At 68.4% G+C, this 16,357-nt stretch carries 13 protein-coding genes; 9 read left to right on the plus strand and 4 right to left on the minus strand.

Going from position 1 to position 16,357, the window contains the following annotated elements; all coding sequences use genetic code 11:
• The first annotated feature begins 767 nt into the window (after nucleotides 1-767).
• Both ACFPJ1_RS25670 and ACFPJ1_RS25675 read left to right on the plus strand, forming a co-directional pair.
• Nucleotides 768-2,273, plus strand: a complete 1,506-nt coding sequence (locus ACFPJ1_RS25670; RefSeq protein WP_380107690.1) for an MFS transporter — start codon at nucleotides 768-770, stop codon at nucleotides 2,271-2,273.
• A gap of 49 nt (nucleotides 2,274-2,322) precedes the next feature.
• Complete coding sequence (locus ACFPJ1_RS25675; protein ID WP_380107691.1) at nucleotides 2,323-2,490, plus strand: hypothetical protein; 168 nt, start codon at nucleotides 2,323-2,325, stop codon at nucleotides 2,488-2,490.
• A 30-nt stretch (nucleotides 2,491-2,520) separates the two neighbouring features.
• Here ACFPJ1_RS25675 and ACFPJ1_RS25680 read toward each other — a convergent pair whose 3' ends face one another.
• Both ACFPJ1_RS25680 and ACFPJ1_RS25685 read right to left on the minus strand, forming a co-directional pair.
• Nucleotides 2,521-3,846 carry an ABC1 kinase family protein gene (locus ACFPJ1_RS25680; protein WP_380107693.1) on the minus strand — a complete coding sequence of 442 codons (1,326 nt, stop codon included), beginning with the start codon at nucleotides 3,844-3,846 and terminating at the stop codon, nucleotides 2,521-2,523.
• A gap of 118 nt (nucleotides 3,847-3,964) precedes the next feature.
• Nucleotides 3,965-4,123: a DUF5679 domain-containing protein gene (locus ACFPJ1_RS25685; RefSeq protein WP_012922897.1), complete on the minus strand. Its 159-nt coding sequence runs from the start codon at nucleotides 4,121-4,123 to the stop codon at nucleotides 3,965-3,967.
• Between the two features lie 510 nt (nucleotides 4,124-4,633).
• On the opposite strand from ACFPJ1_RS25685, the gene ACFPJ1_RS25690 reads away from it, so the two are divergent.
• Together ACFPJ1_RS25690 and ACFPJ1_RS25695 are read left to right on the plus strand one after the other, a co-directional pair.
• Nucleotides 4,634-5,170 carry a M48 family metallopeptidase gene (locus ACFPJ1_RS25690; RefSeq protein WP_132193327.1) on the plus strand — a complete coding sequence of 179 codons (537 nt, stop codon included), beginning with the start codon at nucleotides 4,634-4,636 and terminating at the stop codon, nucleotides 5,168-5,170.
• A 378-nt stretch (nucleotides 5,171-5,548) separates the two neighbouring features.
• On the plus strand, nucleotides 5,549-7,708 hold the full coding sequence (locus ACFPJ1_RS25695; protein ID WP_380107694.1) for an MMPL family transporter: 2,160 nt from the start codon (nucleotides 5,549-5,551) through the stop codon (nucleotides 7,706-7,708).
• 57 nt (nucleotides 7,709-7,765) lie between these two features.
• Here the strand turns inward: ACFPJ1_RS25695 and ACFPJ1_RS25700 are convergent, their stop codons facing one another.
• Nucleotides 7,766-8,344, minus strand: a complete 579-nt coding sequence (locus tag ACFPJ1_RS25700) for a CGNR zinc finger domain-containing protein (RefSeq protein WP_380107696.1) — start codon at nucleotides 8,342-8,344, stop codon at nucleotides 7,766-7,768.
• A gap of 88 nt (nucleotides 8,345-8,432) precedes the next feature.
• Here ACFPJ1_RS25700 and ACFPJ1_RS25705 point away from each other — a divergent pair, with 88 nt between their 5' ends.
• Entirely contained in the window at nucleotides 8,433-9,638 is a 1,206-nt protein-coding gene (locus ACFPJ1_RS25705; protein WP_380107697.1) for an MFS transporter, read from the plus strand.
• On the opposite strand, the gene ACFPJ1_RS25710 is transcribed toward ACFPJ1_RS25705, so the two are convergent.
• Nucleotides 9,631-11,886 (minus strand): FdhF/YdeP family oxidoreductase, encoded by a 2,256-nt coding sequence (locus ACFPJ1_RS25710; RefSeq protein WP_380107698.1) that lies wholly within the window; start codon nucleotides 11,884-11,886, stop codon nucleotides 9,631-9,633. The two genes, ACFPJ1_RS25705 and ACFPJ1_RS25710, sit on opposite strands and share 8 nt — an antisense overlap.
• 180 nt (nucleotides 11,887-12,066) lie before the next feature.
• Here ACFPJ1_RS25710 and ACFPJ1_RS25715 point away from each other — a divergent pair, with 180 nt between their 5' ends.
• From ACFPJ1_RS25715 to ACFPJ1_RS25730, 4 genes are all read left to right on the plus strand, one after another.
• Nucleotides 12,067-12,237: a rhamnogalacturonan lyase family protein gene (locus ACFPJ1_RS25715; protein WP_380107699.1), complete on the plus strand. Its 171-nt coding sequence runs from the start codon at nucleotides 12,067-12,069 to the stop codon at nucleotides 12,235-12,237.
• Between the two features lie 86 nt (nucleotides 12,238-12,323).
• Entirely contained in the window at nucleotides 12,324-13,064 is a 741-nt protein-coding gene (locus ACFPJ1_RS25720; RefSeq protein ID WP_380107701.1) for an SDR family NAD(P)-dependent oxidoreductase, read from the plus strand.
• Between the two features lie 22 nt (nucleotides 13,065-13,086).
• Nucleotides 13,087-14,391, plus strand: coding sequence for an MFS transporter (locus ACFPJ1_RS25725; RefSeq protein WP_380107703.1), 1,305 nt, complete (start codon nucleotides 13,087-13,089; stop codon nucleotides 14,389-14,391).
• Between the two features lie 94 nt (nucleotides 14,392-14,485).
• Entirely contained in the window at nucleotides 14,486-16,267 is a 1,782-nt protein-coding gene (locus ACFPJ1_RS25730) for a helix-turn-helix domain-containing protein (RefSeq protein WP_380107705.1), read from the plus strand.
• Nucleotides 16,268-16,357: the final 90 nt, after the last annotated feature.

Here is a 16,357-nt window from a genome sequence, read left to right on the forward strand (position 1 = left end):
CCACCGACACCAGCCATGCTGCACCAGTGAGCGCTTCGCGTCCCTGCGGGATCGGAACAAGTTCCGACTCTTGACCCACCCCATCTCGACCAGGGAAGGACGCAGCTACGCGGATCCCGCGGAGGGGTCTGAGCCGGGTCGGGGTGGTGTTTTCGGGGGTGGGGTGTACCGAGCGACAGGCAGTACCGCGCCGATCCCCGAGGCCCCAGGCGTGCGCGGTCCGGCGGGGTGGTCCGTTCGGCGACGACTACCTGTCCTTCGGTACGCAGGCGGTGCCCGGGGGGTTTTCGCCCGGGTGAGTGCTGATCGCGCCGAGCCCGGGGGCGCTCGGGCTCGGGCTGGCAGGCTGTTCGCCGGCTGGCGCCTTGCACGCCGCCAGCGGCCGAATAACCCGTCATCGGGTGGCCGATCGCCCCGAAACGGTGGGGGCGCTGGCGGGTTGTTCGCCGGATGGCAGCTTGTACAAGGCGGCAGCGGCCGAATAACCCGTCATCGGGTGGCCGATCGGCGGGCCCGGAGCGGATGGCGCGCGGGCGTGGGGGACCGGGGACAAGGTTCTGGGGCCCGAGGAGCCGGTGGACGTCGCGTTGCGGGGACCTAGGACACCTTGTGGGGGCCAGGGACATGCCGTTGCGTGTCCGAGGTCCCGGCTTGGCGTCCGAGGTCCCGCTTCGGGCGCGCCAGGTCCCATACCGCCTGTCGATCTACCGCTGGCCCGTACGACGCACGGGTATCAGGCAAGGCAGATTGATGGAAGGAACGAGAGTATGAACGTCGGGCCGAAGGCGGGACGCCGGGAGTGGATCGGGCTCGCAGTACTGGCGTTGCCGACGCTGCTGGTGTCGCTGGACACCTTTGTGATGCTGCTGGCACTTCCACCGGTGGCTGCCGGACTCGGGGCGAGCAGCAGTCAGCAGTTGTGGATCATGGACGTCTACGGGTTCATGGTGGCCGGCTTCATGATCACCATGGGGTCGCTCGGGGACCGGATCGGGCGGCGTCGCCTATTGCTCATCGCGGCCGTGGTGTTCGGCGCGGCCTCGGTCCTGGCCGCCTACTCGACCACCCCGGGCATGCTGATCGGCTCCCGCGCGCTCCTGGGCATCGCCGGCGCCGCGATCACTCCGTGCACCCTCTCCCTGGTGATGAACCTCTTCCGCGACCCACGCCAGCAAGCCTCGGCGATCGGGATCTGGGGCGGCTGCTTCACCGTCGGTGCCGTGATCGGCCCCGTCGTCGGCGGCGTCCTGCTGGTCCACTTCTGGTGGGGTTCGGTGTTCCTGATCGGCGTCCCGGCGATGGTGCTGTTGCTGGTCGCGGGACCGATCCTGCTCCCCGAGTACCGCGACCCCGCGGCCGGGCGGATCGACCTGCCGAGCATCGCGCTGTCGCTGGCGGCGATCCTGCCGGTGATCCAGGGGCTGAAGCAGTTCGCCGCCTCCGGGTGGTCCGCAGTGCCGGCGTGCCTGGTCGTCTTCGGGCTCGTGGTCGGCTGGTTCTTCCTGAGGCGGCAGCGGGCTCTCGCCGATCCGCTGCTGGACCTGTCGCTGTTCCGCAAGCGGACCTTCACCGTGACGCTCGGCAGCATGATGACGTACTCCCTGCTCTCCGGCGGGGTGATGGTGTTCATCGCGCAGTACTTCCAGTTGGTCGAGGGGTTGTCGCCGCTGGAGGCCGGCCTCGCACTCGTGCCCGGCATGGTCACGTCGACCATCAGCTTCCAGGTGGCGCCGCTGCTGGCTCGGTGGATCCGCCCGGGTCGGCTGATCTCCGGCGCGCTGCTGTTCACCGTGGCCGGGCTGGTGGTGACGGCGATGGCCGACAACGCGACAACCTTCGCGATCGCCTTTGCGGTGGAGTGCCTGGGGGTCGCGCCGCTCGTAGTACTGGGGACCAACCTGGTGATCGGGTCTGCGCCGCCGGAGAAGGCCGGCTCGGCAGCCGCCCTTGCTCAGACCGGCAACGAGTTCGGCTACTCCCTGGGCATCGCACTACTCGGCAGCGTCGTGACCGCGGTCTACCGCCACGGTGCACCGGTGGAGGCCGGGGACTCGCTGGCTGCTGCGGTTGCCGGTGGCCTGCCGTCCGCAGTACTGGATCAGGCGCGGGATGCGTTCACGAGTGGGCTGCACGTGGCGGCCGCCATCGCCGCTGTGGTGATCACCGGCATGGCCGTCCTGCTGGCCGTTGTACTGCGGCCCCTGCCGGTTCTCGGCGGTCAACCGGAGGCTGCGGACGCGAAGGATGCCGAGGTGAACGCCGCCGGGCAGTAGGCGACCCCCCCGGAGGTGGCAGCGGTGCCAGGTGCAGCAGACTGGTGCCATGGTGAATCCGACCTGTGCACTGTGCGGCCAGCAAGCCGAGAGCGAGCACCTGCCGCTCACCTGGGTGACGTCGATGGAGAACGGCCGGCGGCTCGTGTACTGCGACCGCTGTGCGCGCGAGAACGTCCGCAGCATCGAGAGCAAACTCGACAGCGCCTGGTGGTGAACCGCCGACGGTGGTGAGCCCCGGCTGAGGTCAGTCCTCCTCGGCGAAGCCGGGGAGGAACTCCTCCAGGGTTGCCCGAAAAGGGGCCTCGGCCTCCAGTTGCGAGAGCACGGCGATACCGCCGATCCAGACGCGGTGGATCAGCAGGTACGACGGCGGCAGGTTGATCTTGAGCGCCAGCGACGCGTTCGGGGACCGGAAGTCGCCGGTGCGGTTCGCCTGCTCGCGCATCCAGGCCCGGCTGAACTGGAACGTCTCCGCCCGCGCGGGCTCCGCGAACGGCGCCAGGTAGTCGATCAACTGGTCCGGGTCGATGTCCATCCGCGGCTTGATGAAGCCCTCGGCGCGGAGACCGTCGCGCACCGCCACCCCGTCGCCGGTGAGCGAGATCCTCAGCAGCCGGCCGATCGCGGGCGGCAGGCCGTCGGGCAGCCGGGCGCAGAGGCCGAAGTCGACCACGCCGAGGCGGCCGTCCGGCATCACCCGGAAGTTGCCGGGATGCGGGTCGGAGTGCAGCAGCCCGGCGAGCTTGGGTCCGCTGAACATGAACCGGACGTACTTCAGCCCGATCTCGTCCCGCTCGGTCTTGGTGCCGCTGGTCATCACGCCGGACAGCGGCTTGCCCTCGATCCACTCGGACACGATGACCGTCGGGGAGTGCTTGATCACCCGGGGGACGACGAACTCGGGGTGGCCCTTGAAGGCGTCGGCGTACTGCTGCTGCGCCTGCGCCTCGCGGTCGTAGTCGAGCTCCTCGCCGATCCGCTCCTGCAGCTCCGCGACCAGCGGCTTCATCTCCACGCCGGGAACGAGCGCCCCGAAGGTCCGGGCGAAGCGCCCGAGCTGCTTGAGGTCGGCCCGCAACGCCTCGGCGGCGCCGGGGTACTGGAGTTTCACCGCGACCTCGCGGCCGTCCTTCAGGATGCCGTGATGCACCTGGCCGATCGACGCGGCCGCGGCGGGCAGGTCGTCGAACTCCTCGAACCGGTCCCGCCAGCGCTTGCCGAGCTCCCGCGACAGGATCGTGTCCACGGTCGAGGCCGGCATCGGCGGCGCGGAGTCCTGCAGCTTGGTCAGCGCCGCCCGGTACGGCGCTGCGAGCTCCTCGGGCATCGCCGATTCCATCAGGCTCAGCATCTGGCCGAACTTCATCGCGCCGCCCTTGAGCTCACCCAGGACGGAGAAGAGCTGGTCGGCGGTCCGGCGCTGGAACTCGGCCATCACGGTCTCGGCCGGAGCACCGCCGATCCGCTTGCCCAGTCCGACGGTCGCACGCCCGGCGGCACCTAGTGGCAGGCTCGCCAGCTTCGCGGTGCGGCTGAGCGCCTTGCGGGGGAGGTCGGACACGTTTCCCATTCTGTCGGGTCACCCAAGCCGGAGCCTCGCCGGGGCACCCGCGCGTCGCGTTACGAAACGGCGGAGGGGCGGCGGTGGACCCGGGTGGGTCGCACCGCCGCCCCTACGACTTGGTGCGTCAGGCCTTGCCGAGGATCCGGTTCAGGTTCGTACCGCACTCGGGGCACTTGGCCTTGGCCATGCGCGTGCCCTTGTCGTTGACCTTGACCTCGCCGTCGGCGGTGCGCTTGGCCTTGCACTTGACGCAGTAGAACTCGCCGCTCCAGGTCTCTGCCATGAGGGCCCTCTCCTTGCTTTGAATACCAGCCGAGGCATATAACCCCGGCCGTCGTGGATGCTAACGGCAGACCTTCCTGCCGTAGGCCGTTCGGCCCAGTCGGGATTCACCCTACGGCAGGCTGGGAGCCGCTCAAGCGCAACTCCTGGCCAGCGCGCCGCCTGGAAACCCCTTTCCAGACTTCCCGGCGGCGCGGAACAGGCTCCCGGTGATCCGCCTCCGGAACCGCTCGGCTTCCCCTCCGAACGGCCCCGGAGGCGGTCCGAGAGCCTGCTGCTGACGACGCTAGGAGCAGCCCGGCCCGCTGACAAGGCCGGGTTGTCCACCCCTGTGGATAAACCTGTGTGCAAGCTGTGGGGCGCGCCGGGCGACGCTGTGGACGAGCGGGGGAACAGGATGTGAACAACCCGTGAGCACGACCGCAAGAACTGGCCTCTGACCTGGGAAAACGCCTATGCACAGGATGTGGACAGAAGAAAGTTGGTGGATTTCGGGGGTACGGTCTGACCCATGGCCGACTCTCCACCGCGCCCGATCCCGTCGTACGTGGATATCCGCCGCAGCAAGCGGCGCAAGCGGACCGTCAGCGCCTACCGCGACGGCGAGCGCGTCGTCGTGCTGATGCCGGACCGGCTGTCCGCCGCCGAGGAAGCGCGGTGGGTCGAAACCATGCTCCAGCGGCTCGAGAAGCAGCGCAGCAAATCCCGCGTGTCGGACGAAAAATTGTTGGCCAGAGCACATGATCTCGCGTGTCGTCACCTGCCTGAAGTGCCCGAACCTGCGTCGGTCAGGTGGGTTTCGAACCAGAATCGACGGTGGGGATCCTGCACTCCGGCGGACCGCTCGATCCGCCTGAGCACCCGCCTGCAGTCGATGCCGGCCTGGGTGGTGGACTACGTCCTGGTCCACGAACTCGCTCACCTGGTGGAACCGTCCCACAACGCAGCGTTCTGGAAACTGGTCCACCGCTACCCCAGGTCCGAGCGCGCCGAGGGCTATCTGGAGGGCGTCTCCGCCGCCGCCTCCCTCGACCTCGAAGACTTCTGAGTCGCTCACCCTGAGAGTTTCCCGGAGTCACCCTCAGCCGGATCTCAGGATCGACTCGGCGGCCACTGAGCCGGGCGCGAGGAGAGCTGCTGCACTCGCCCCATCTCAGCGAACACGGACGACCACGCTCAGTACGTCGTACGGAGTACGGGAAATGCGCGGGGTGTGGGAGACCGCAGGGGGAACCTGTGGCAATCCCCAGGGTGGGGTGGGGCTGGCACCAGGGTGAACTCGGTGGCTTCCTGCATGGTGGCGGACGGGGGACTTCGCGAAGGCTGTTACCCGTAGCCAGCGAACGGCGTCGGGCCGGCTGGGAGGGTGCGCCAGAGGCGGCGCAGAGGGGTAGGAGTCATGGCCAGGGGACAACTCACGGTTCGGATGGCACGTTGGAGCGCCACCCATCCGTGGCGGGCGATCGCGATGTGGGTGGCGGTCGTCGTCGCATGCTTCGCGCTCGGTTCGATGACGGGAACGAAGGAGTCCACCAACGAGGGTGACATCGGCGAGGTGACCCGGGCCGACAACATCGTGAAGTCCGGAAACTTTGAGGACCCGGACGTCGAGAGCGTGCTGATCACGCCGCACTCGGGGGCCCTCGACCAGGCAGAGGCCAACAAGGTCGCCGGTGTGGTGACTGAGCGGATGCGCGCCCTCGGTGGGGTCGCGGAGGTCGCCCAGCCCATCCTGTCGCCGAAGAAGGACGCACTGATCGTCAGGGTCACGTTGAAGGACGGCGGCCGCGAGCGGATCCAGCCGCTGCTCGACACGACCGCGAAGGTCCAGCAGGACTACCCGGGCCTGCGGATCGAGGAGGTCGGGGAGCAGTCGATCGAGAAGGCGCTGAACGAGACCCTGGGCAAGGACTTCCAGCGGGCCGAGATGTTCAGCCTGCCGGTGACCCTGGCGATCCTCTTGATCGCCTTCGGCGCTCTGATCGCCGCGGCGGTGCCGCTGGTGCTCGCGCTGTCGGCCGTCGCCGCCGCGATCGGGCTCTCCGCCGCGGCTTCACAACTGGTGCCCGCAGTCGACGCGGTGAACAGCGTGATCCTGCTGATCGGCATGGCGGTCGGCGTCGACTACTCACTCTTCTACCTCCGCCGTGAACGTGAGGAACGAGCCAAGGGCCGCGGTCACGTCGACGCGGTCGAGATCGCCGCGGCTACTTCAGGCCATGCGGTCGTGGTCTCCGGTATCGCGGTGATCATCTCGATGGCAGGGCTGTTCCTGGCCCGGGACGCGGTGTTCTCGTCCTTCGCGGTCGGCTCGATCCTGGTCGTCGCGGTGGCCGTCGTGGGCTCGCTGACCGTACTGCCGGCGCTGCTGGCAAAGCTCGGCCGGTGGGTGGACCGCCCGCGGATCCCGCTGCTGTGGCGGCTGACCGCGAACAAGTCGAAGCCGCGCTTCTGGCCGGCCATGCTGAAGCCCGCGCTGAAGCACCCGGTCGCCACGCTGCTGGTCTCCGTGACCGCACTGCTCGCGGTGGCATCGCCCGCACTCGGCATGACGCTGAAGTTCCCCGGGACCGAGGACCTGCCGCGCGACACCGCTGTGATGAAGGCGTACGACCGGCTGACGGCGGCCTTCCCGAGCACCGGCACCAGCCACGAGGTCGCAGTACGGGCTCCGGCTGATCAGCAGGCCGCAGTTCAGGCCGCGCTGGCGGACCTGGTCAAGCGGACGCAGTCCGACAGCCTGTTCGCGCAGGACGGTCTGGAGGCGCCGAAGGTCTCCAAGGACGGCACAGTGACCGTGCTCGAGGTCGCCACGCCGTACGAGGGTGGCAGCCAGCAGGCCCGCGACTCCCTGACCAAGCTGCGCAACGAACTGATGCCGGAGACGGTCGGCAAGGTGCCAGGCGTGGAGTACGCCGTCGGCGGGTTCGTCGCGGCCGATGTGGACTACGCCGCCCACACCCGGGCGAAGTTGCCGCTGGTGATCGGGTTCGTGCTGCTGCTGACGATGATCGTGATGATGGTGACCTTCCGGTCCGTGGTCGTCGCGGTCACCGCGATCGGGCTGAACCTGCTCAGCGCCGGCGCGGCGTACGGAGTGGTGACGGCGGTGTTCCAGAACACCTGGGCCGAGGGGCTGCTCGACTTCCGTTCGAACGGGGCGGTCGTCTCCTGGTTGCCACTGTTCCTCTTCGTGGTGCTGTTCGGGCTGTCGATGGACTACCACGTGTTCGTGGTCAGCCGGATCCGCGAGGCCGTACTGCGCGGGGTGCCGACCAAGCAGGCTGTGGCCGAGGGCATCACTGGTTCGGCCGGTGTAGTGACGAGCGCGGCCGCCGTGATGATCGGGGTGTTCGCGGTGTTCGCCACCCTGAGCACGCTGGACATGAAGCAGTTGGGTGTCGGCCTCGCGGTGGCGATCCTGATCGACGCCACCATCATCCGGGCAGTCGTCCTCCCCAGCGTCATGACCCTGCTCGGCGACGCCAACTGGTGGGCCCCGAAGTGGCTCCGCGGCAAGACCCCGAAGCACGCCGCTCCCACCGCAGCCCCTGAGGACGAGCGCGAGCTCACCCCCGTCGGCTGATCTAGTACGACGAAGCGCCCCGCCCGGGGAATCCCTGGGCGGGGCGCTGCTAGTTGGTCAGGGGGTTGGGTGTTGGCGGGCTCGGTGGGCGGCGGCTTTGACTCGGCTTTGGCATTGGGGGGAGCAGAAGCGGCGTTTGGTGTTGCGGGAGGTGTCTACGAAGACGCGGTCGCACTGGGGAGCGGCGCAGACTCCGAGGCGGCCGGCCAGGTCGCTGCCGAGCGCGAGAGCAAGACCGGCTGCGCAGCCGGCCGCCCACCCGTGAGCCAGGGTGTCGTCGGCCGCATGGAAGTGCAGACTCCAACCCTTGTCGCCGCCGCCGTCCAATTGCGGGCGTGCGTGCGTGTCGAGCAGCATCGCGTTGACCTCGGTCGCGGCCCGGTCGATCTCCCCGGCATGCGAAGCCTCGAACACGACCCTCATCCGCGCCGCCACCTCAGCCAGGTGTTCGGCGTCAGACGGTTGCACCACTGGCCGCTGCCGACCGTCAGCACTCAGCGCCTCAGCGGTCGCCTCGACCTGCGATGCACCTCGAGGCGCCTCCAGCGGAGCACCCCCGAAGTAGCCGCCCGTCAGCCGGTTCACCAGCGCCACCGACGTCGTCAGCACGCTGAGGACATGACTATCAAACGTCACTTGACTAGTCACTCCATCTCTCCGTAGTGTCGGCCATCGTGACCGACCATACCGCTTTCGATAGTCACGGCGAGCGAAGGGGAGACGCATGACGATCGCGCCGGAATCCCGGACCTCTCCCTGGCAGGGCCTCCCGCCGGCGGTCTGGATCCTGGTGGCAGCCCGTGCCGTGAACCGGCTCGGCGCCTTCACCCTGCCCTTCCTCGGCGTGGTCCTGACCGTCGAACTCGGTGCCACCCTGGCCGAGACCGGCCTGATCCTCAGTCTCTTCGGCCTCGCCACGATCCCGTCCCGGATCTTCGGCGGCCACCTCGCCGACCGGCTGGGACGCAGAAGCACGATCGTCCTCGGTCTGACCGGCTGCGCCCTCGCCCAGACCTGGATCGCGCTCTCGAACAGCCTGTGGTCGGCAGTCCTCGCCGTCACCCTGCTAGGTCTGGTCTTCGAGATCTACGAGCCACCCAGCCAGGCGACGATCGCCGACGTCACCCAGCCCGCCGATCGCCCAGCCGCCTACGGCTTGCTCGGCTCGGCGATGGCCGCCGCCGCGGTGGTCGCCGGTCTCCTGGCCGCGGCACTCAGCCACTGGAACCTGCGCTGGCTCTTCGCCATCGACGCCATCACCTGTCTGGCCTGCGCAACCCTCATCGCCTTCGCCCTACCCAGTGACACAAGGGCCTCCGGCAACGAAGTACCGACAACGCAAACGGCAGCCTGGCGCGACCGGCGACTACTCATCCTCCTGCTCAGCGGAACAGTCTTCGCTGCCCTCTACATGCAACTCATCCTCGGCTTGCCCCTCACCCTCATCGAGCGCAATCTGCCGACATCGAGCATCGGCATCCTTCTGACCGTCTCGGCCCTGACCCTCATCGCCGGCCAAAGACTCCTGCACACGAACAGACTTCGCGGACTCAACGACTTCACCTGTATGACCATCGGCTACGTCCTGCTCGCGATCGGCCTGTTCGCCAACGGCCAGGCCCACAGCCTGCCCGTATTCCTCGCAGCCACAGTCATCTGGAGCCTCGGCGACCTGCTGCTCCTCGGCCGCTACTACACGATCGTCTCGGCGATCGCCCCGGACCACGCGCGTGGCCGCTATCTGGCCGTCTTCGGAATCAGTTGGGGCATCGCAACCACCGTGGGTCCGATGACGGTCACCCAACTCCTGGACACCACCGGCCCGGCAGGTCTGTGGACAACGAGCGCGCTGGCGGCCGTAGTACTGGCTGTTCTCCAGCCCACCATCCGCCGCCAGCTCAGCAGAAGCCGACCCAAGGACGTCAGCTGATGGGCTCCAGGCGGACCGTCAACCCCTTGGCCACCGGGGTGTTGCTGCCCTTGGCGACGTCGTCGGCAGCCATCAGGACGTTGGTCTCCGGGTAGTACGCCGCGACGCAGCCCCGCGCCGTCGGATAGGAGACGAGCCGGAACCTCGAGGCCCGCCGCTCCACCCCGGCGAACTCGCTGACGATGTCGACGTACTGCCCGTCCTCCAGGCCGAGCTCGACCAGGTCGTCCGGGTTGACGAAGACCACCTCGCGGGTGCCGTGCACGCCGCGGTACCGGTCCTCGAGCCCGTAGATCGTGGTGTTGAACTGGTCGTGACTCCGCATCGTCTGCAGGAGCAGCCGGCCGGCGGACGTCGGCAGCCAGGACAGTTCGTTCGCGCTGAACTGCGCCTTCGCGTCGGAGGTCTTGAACTCGCGCTTGTCCCGCGCGGCGTGCGCGAGCAGGAAGCCGCCCTTGACCCGCAGGCGGTTCTCCATGTCCTCGTACCCGTCCGCGACCCGCCCGATCCGATGCCGGATCAAGCTGTAGTCGTCGGCGAAGTCGGCCCAGGGGATCTGGCCAATCTCAGGGACCACCAGCGCCGCCAGGCCGCAGATGATGCCGATCTCCGACTTGATCTCCGGTGCCGGCGGCATCAGGTTCCCGGTCGACAGGTGCACAGCGCCCTGGGAGTCCTCGACCGTCACCGACTGCGGGCCGTTGGCGGTCTGGTCATGGTCCGTGCGACCCAGGGTCGGCAGGATCAGCGCCTCCCGCCCGGTCACCGTGTGGGAGCGGTTCAGCTTGGTCGAGACGTGCACGGTCAGATCGCACTCCCGCAAACCCTTGTGCACAACGGCGGTGTCCGGTGTCGCCATCGCGAAGTTGCCACCCATTGCGAAGAACACCCGGACCCCACCCCGTTGCAACCGCTGCACCGTCTCGGCCGCGTCGATGCCGTGTTCGCGAGGTGAGGTGAAGGAGAACTCGGCGTCCAGCTTGTCCAGGAACGCGTCCGGCATCTTCTCCCAGATCCCCATGCTGCGGTCGCCCTGCACGTTCGAGTGGCCGCGCACCGGGCACGGTCCGGCGCCGGGCTTGCCGATGTTTCCCTGCAGCAGCAGGACGTTTACGATCTCGGTGATGGTGGCAACGGCCTCGCGGTGTTGCGTCAGCCCCATCGCCCAGCAGATCACCGTCGCTTTCGACTTGATGAACCGCTGGGTGAACTCCTCGATCTCGGCGCGGGTCAGCCCGGTCGCCTGCTCGACGGCCGGCCAGTCCAGCTCGGCGTTGTGCTTGGAGTAAAGCTCGTACCCGCTGGTGTGCTGCTCGATGAACCTCTTGTCCAGCACTGTGCCCGGCGCGGCCGCCTCGGCCTCCAGCAACAAGTGGCCGACGGCAAGGAAGAGCGCCTGGTCGCCGCCGATCCGGATCTGCAGGTGCTGGTCGGCCAGCGCGGTGCCCTTGCCGACCCAGCCGGACGGGCGCTGCGGGTTCTTGAAGTTCATCAGGCCGGGCTCGGGCAGCGGGTTCACGGAGACGATGTCCGCGCCGTGCTTCTTCGCGATCTCCAGGTGGCTGAGCATCCGGGGCGCGTTGGTGCCCGGGTTCTGGCCGACCACGACGATCAGCTCGGCCTCCTCGAGCATCTCCAGCGTCACCGCGCCCTTGCCGCTGCCGATCACCCGCGACAACGCAGTACCGGAGGACTCGTGGCACATGTTCGAGCAGTCGGGCAGGTTGTTCGTGCCGTAGGCGCGGACGAAGAGCTGGTAGAGGAAGGCGGCCTCGTTGCTGGTCCGGCCGGAGGTGTAGAACACCGCGTCGTTCGGGTCGACGAGGGCCTTCAGATGACGGGCGACGACCTGGAACGCCTCTTCCCAGCCGACCGGCTCGTAGCGGTCGCTGCCGGCCCGGAGCAGCATCGGCTCGGTGATCCGGCCGAGCTTGCCGAGCTCGAACTCGGAGACCTCGTTCAGCTCGTCGATCGAGTGGCCGGCGAAGAACTCCCGCGGGACGCGCTTGCGGGTGGCCTCCCAGGCGACGGCCTTGGCGCCGTTCTCGCAGAACTCCGCGGCGTGCTTGCGTTTGCTGTCGGGATCGGGCCAGGCGCAGGACGGGCAGTCGAAGCCGCCGTCCTGGTTCATCTTGAGGAAGACCTTGCCGGTCCGGGCCGGTCCCATCTCGCGGAAACCGAACTTGAACGACGAGAGCACGGCGGGGACGCCGGCGGCCTTCTTCTTCGGCTGTTCGATGTCGACCATGATTCAACTGTAAATCTTGCTATCAGCACAGGCAGGTTTGATAGGCGTCACCTCTGTGTCAGTTCCGGTGAAGGTGGGCCGGGTCAGTCAGGTGGAGATGGCCGGCGGTCAGTTCGATGAAGGCGACGGGCGGCCAGTTGCGGACAGATCTCTCGACACCGCGCGGCCGCCCACTCTAGCGTGCGTGGAAAGCGTTTACCCGTCCGTACACGCATCCAGGGATCGCTGATGCACGATGTGCAGTACCGCGAGGAGGTGGCCCGGCAGAACACGGCGTACAACCAGCCTTCGTACACCGGGTTCTACCTGGCTTCGGACCTCGACTGGTCGAAGGTGGCGCTGGTGCGCTGACATGAGCGGAGACCACAGGGCTGGTGGCACGAGTATGTGCCGCCAGCCCATGGTTTGTGCGGTTCGACGTTTCTAAGGTCTCCGCCATGACCACACCACGTCGCGCCCTCGTCACTGGCGCCGCATCGGGGATCGGCGAGGCCTGCACCCGGCGGCTCGCCACCGACGGCGTCCACGTGGTCGCGGTCGACTACGATGCCGACGGGCTGCGAGTGCTGGCCGGCCTGGAGAACGTCGAACCGGTCGTCGCCGACCTCGCCGACCTGGACGGGCTCACCGCTCTGCCGTCCGACGTCGACATCCTGGTGAACAACGCCGGCGTGCAGCAGGTGGCGCCGATCGAGCAGTTCCCGCCGGAGCGGTTCGGCTACATCCTCCGGCTGATGCTGGAGTCGCCGTTCCGGTTGATCCGGCATACTCTGCCGCACATGTACGGCCGCGGCTGGGGCCGGGTGGTCAATATCTCCTCGGTGCACGGCCTCCGGGCCAGCCCGTTCAAGGCGGCGTACGTCGCGGCCAAGCACGGGCTGGAAGGGCTCAGCAAGGTGGTCGCACTCGAGGGTGCGGCGCACGGAGTCACCAGCAACTGCGTGAACCCGGCGTACGTCCGGACCCCGCTCGTCACCGCCCAGCTCGCCGACCAGGCGGCCACCCACGGCCTAACCGAGGCGGAGGTGCTGGGGAAAGTGCTGCTCGAGCCAGTCGCGGTGAAGCGGCTGATCGAGCCGGCCGAGGTGGCCGAACTGGTCGCGCTGCTCTGCGGCCCCGCCTCGGCCTCGCTCACGGGGAGCTCACTCGTCCTCGATGGCGGCTGGACCGCCCACTAAGTCCCCTAGAAGGAGCCCGCCCATGGCAACATCAACAGAGCCGACCAGGACCAGGACTCCGATCGCGAGGGTGGTCGGGGCCAGCCTGATCGGCACCACCGTCGAGTGGTACGACTTCTTCCTGTACGGCGTCGCCGCGTCCGTCGTGTTCGGGGAACTCTTCTTCCCGAAGGGGGAGGAGCTCACCGGCACCCTGCTCAGCTTCGCCACGTTCGCGGTCGGGTTCTTCGCCCGGCCGATCGGCGGGGTGGTCTTCGGCCACTTCGGGGACCGGCTGGGCCGCAAGAACCTGCTGGTGCTGTCCCTGCTGATGATGGGCCTGGCCACCTTCGCCATCGGGTTGCTCCCGACGTACGCGCAGGTCGGTGCGCTCGCTCCGGTCCTGCTGACGGTGTTGCGGCTCATCCAGGGCTTCGCGCTCGGCGGCGAGTGGGGTGGCGCAGTACTGATCGTGTCGGAGCATGGTGATCCGGCCCGGCGGGGGTTCTGGTCGTCCTGGCCCCAGGCGGGTGCTCCGGCGGGCCAGCTGATCGCGAACGGCGTCCTGGCCGGGCTGGCCGCCTTCCAGAGCGACGAGGACTTCAACAGCTGGGGCTGGCGTATCCCGTTCCTGCTGTCGGCGGTTTTGGTGCTGGTCGGGCTCTGGGTGCGGCTGCGGATCGAGGAGTCGCCGCTGTTCCGGCAGGCCCGGGACAAGCAGGAGCCGACCGACAAGCTGCCGTTCGTCGAGGTGATCACGAAGTACCCGCGTGAGGTGCTGACGGCAATGGGCGCGCGGATGGCGGAGAACGTCAGCTACTACATCTTCACCATCGTGATCGCCACCTATGCCAAGGAACACCTCAAGCTGGACAAGTCGTTCGCGCTGAACGCGGTACTGATCGGTGCGGCCATCCACTTCTGCGCGATCCCGATGTGGGGCGCGTTGTCCGACCGGGTCGGCCGCAAGCCGGTGTACCTGCTGGGCGCGATCGGGGTCGGCATCTGGGCGTTCGTCTTCATCGCCCTGGTGGACACGAAGAACTTCGCCCTCGCCGCGCTCGCCGTCACCGTCGGCCTGGTCCTGCACGGCGCGATGTACGGGCCGCAGGCATCTTTCTTCACCGAGTTGTTCGGCACCAGGGTGCGGTACTCCGGTGTCTCGGTCGGCTACAAGTTGGCCTCGATCATCGCCGGCGGCCTGGCTCCGTTCATCGCGGTCGCGCTGCTGAAGGCCTACGACTCGGGCTACGCCATCTCGATCTACGTCGCGGCCTGCTCGGTGATCTCGATAATCGCCGTGACCAGCTACGGCGAGACCCGCCAGCGCGACCTCGCCACCCTCTGACCTCTGCCCTCTCCACTTGCGTCCGAAGAACCTTGGGCTATAGACCAAGGTTCTTCGGACGCAAGGCTTTGACTGAGCAAGGGAGGTGGAGTCGATGGAGGAGTTGCTGAGGCTGCTGGCGGAAGACGCGCCGGGCAGTGAACTGGCCCGGGCGGCCGGGTCCGACCAGGCCGCCCGGGATCTCGCGCTGCGGATCCGGGCCGGGATGGATGCCAGCAAGAAGCGCGAGGCGGAGTTGTCCGCCCTGGTCGACGTGGCCCGTGAACTCGCCTCGGCCCGCGATCCCGGCGGTGTGCTCGACACGATCGTGCACCGCGCCCGCACCCTGATCGGCACCGATGTCGCCTACCTGACCCTGTACGACGCGGCGCGCGGTGACACGTTCATGCGGGCCACCGACGGGTCCGTCTCGGCCGCCTTCCAGCAGTTGCGCCTGCCGCTCGGTGCAGGTCTCGGGGGCCTGGTCGCGGAGACGCACAAGCCCTACTGGACCGCGGACTATCCCGGCGACCGGCGGTTCCGGCACACCTCGCCGATTGACAGTGCGGTCGGCGAAGAGGGCCTGGTCGCGATCTGCGGTACGCCGTTGATCGTGGACGGCGCGTTCGTCGGGGTGCTGTTCGCGTCCAACCGGACCCGCAGGCCGTTCAGCCGTGAGGAGGTATCGCTGCTCGGATCGTTGGCAGCTCTGGCCGCGGTCACGATCGTGCAGGTGCGCGCGGCGGCGGAGACCGCGGCGGCGCTCGACCAGTTGTCGGCGGCCCATGCCGGGGTCGAGCACGCGGCCGCGGCGCACGACCGGTTCGCCGAGATCGTCTTGTCCGGTGGGGATGTGGACGCGATCGCCGCGGCTCTCGCCGAGCTGCTCGACGTCTGGGTCATCCTGGTCGATGCTCTCGGCAACGAGCTCGCCGCCGCCGGCAAGGTCGACCGCAGCCAGGTCGGCCAGGCGGCCGGCTCGTCCTCGGCATCCGGGCGGCTAGTTCGCGAGAGCGACTGCTGGGTGGTCGCCGCCACGGCCAAGGGTGAGCGGTTGGGCGCACTGGTGATCGGTGGCGCCGACGACCTTTCCGGCGCGGATCAGCGCATCGTGGAACGTGCCGCAGTGGTCACCGCGTTGGTGCTGCTGTTCCGGCGCCAGGCAGCCGAGCAGTCCCAGCGAGCACAGGCGGACATCCTCGCCGACGCCCTGAGCGGGAACTCGGACCCCAGAGCCCTGGCTGATCGAGTCCGTCTGCTCAAGCGGCAGAAGGAACTCCCTGGCCAACTGGTGGTCGCCGTCTGCCGCGGCGACCACAGCGGAGTACTGGCTCGGCTGTCGGCTCCGGTGGAGGACCGGCTTGAGCTAGCAGGCCTGTACGCCGGGGATCTCGTTCTGCTGCTGGCTCTGCCTGATGCGGCGTCGGGTGCCCGAGCACTGGCCGAGATAGCCCGCCAGACCCGGGTGACGATCGCAGTGACTGGCCCGGCCGGCTTGGGGCAGGCACTAGTCGAGGCTCACCAGCAGGCTGTGCGCCTGGTCACCACGATGCTGAGGCTGGGACGTGCGGGTCAGTCGGCCGCTCCTGACGACCTGGGCGTCGCGGGACTCGTCGGCGCCGCAGAGGTCGACATCCGCGCTCATGTGGACCATGTGCTCGGTGCTGTCGTCAGCTACGACGCCCAGCGCGGTACCGACCTGATCGGCACCCTCCGGGAGTACTTCGCGGCCGGCCAGAGTCCGACGAGAGCGGCCAAGGCCATGCACATCCACCCGAACACCGTGCAGCAGAGGCTGGACCGGATCACCGCGTTGCTGGGCGACGGATGGCAGCAACCCGAGCACGCGCTCGACGTACAGGTCGCGCTCAGACTGCTGCAGACGCTCAGGGACTGATCCAGGGCCTCTGTCGGTCATTTTGGCCGACAAGTGTCGGCTCTGGGCGGGAGGGCTACTCTCTGCTGGAAGTTCACGTATCTCGAGTCC

The sequence above is a fragment of the Kribbella qitaiheensis genome, assembly GCF_042657745.1.
GTDB lineage: Bacteria > Actinomycetota > Actinomycetes > Propionibacteriales > Kribbellaceae > Kribbella > Kribbella qitaiheensis.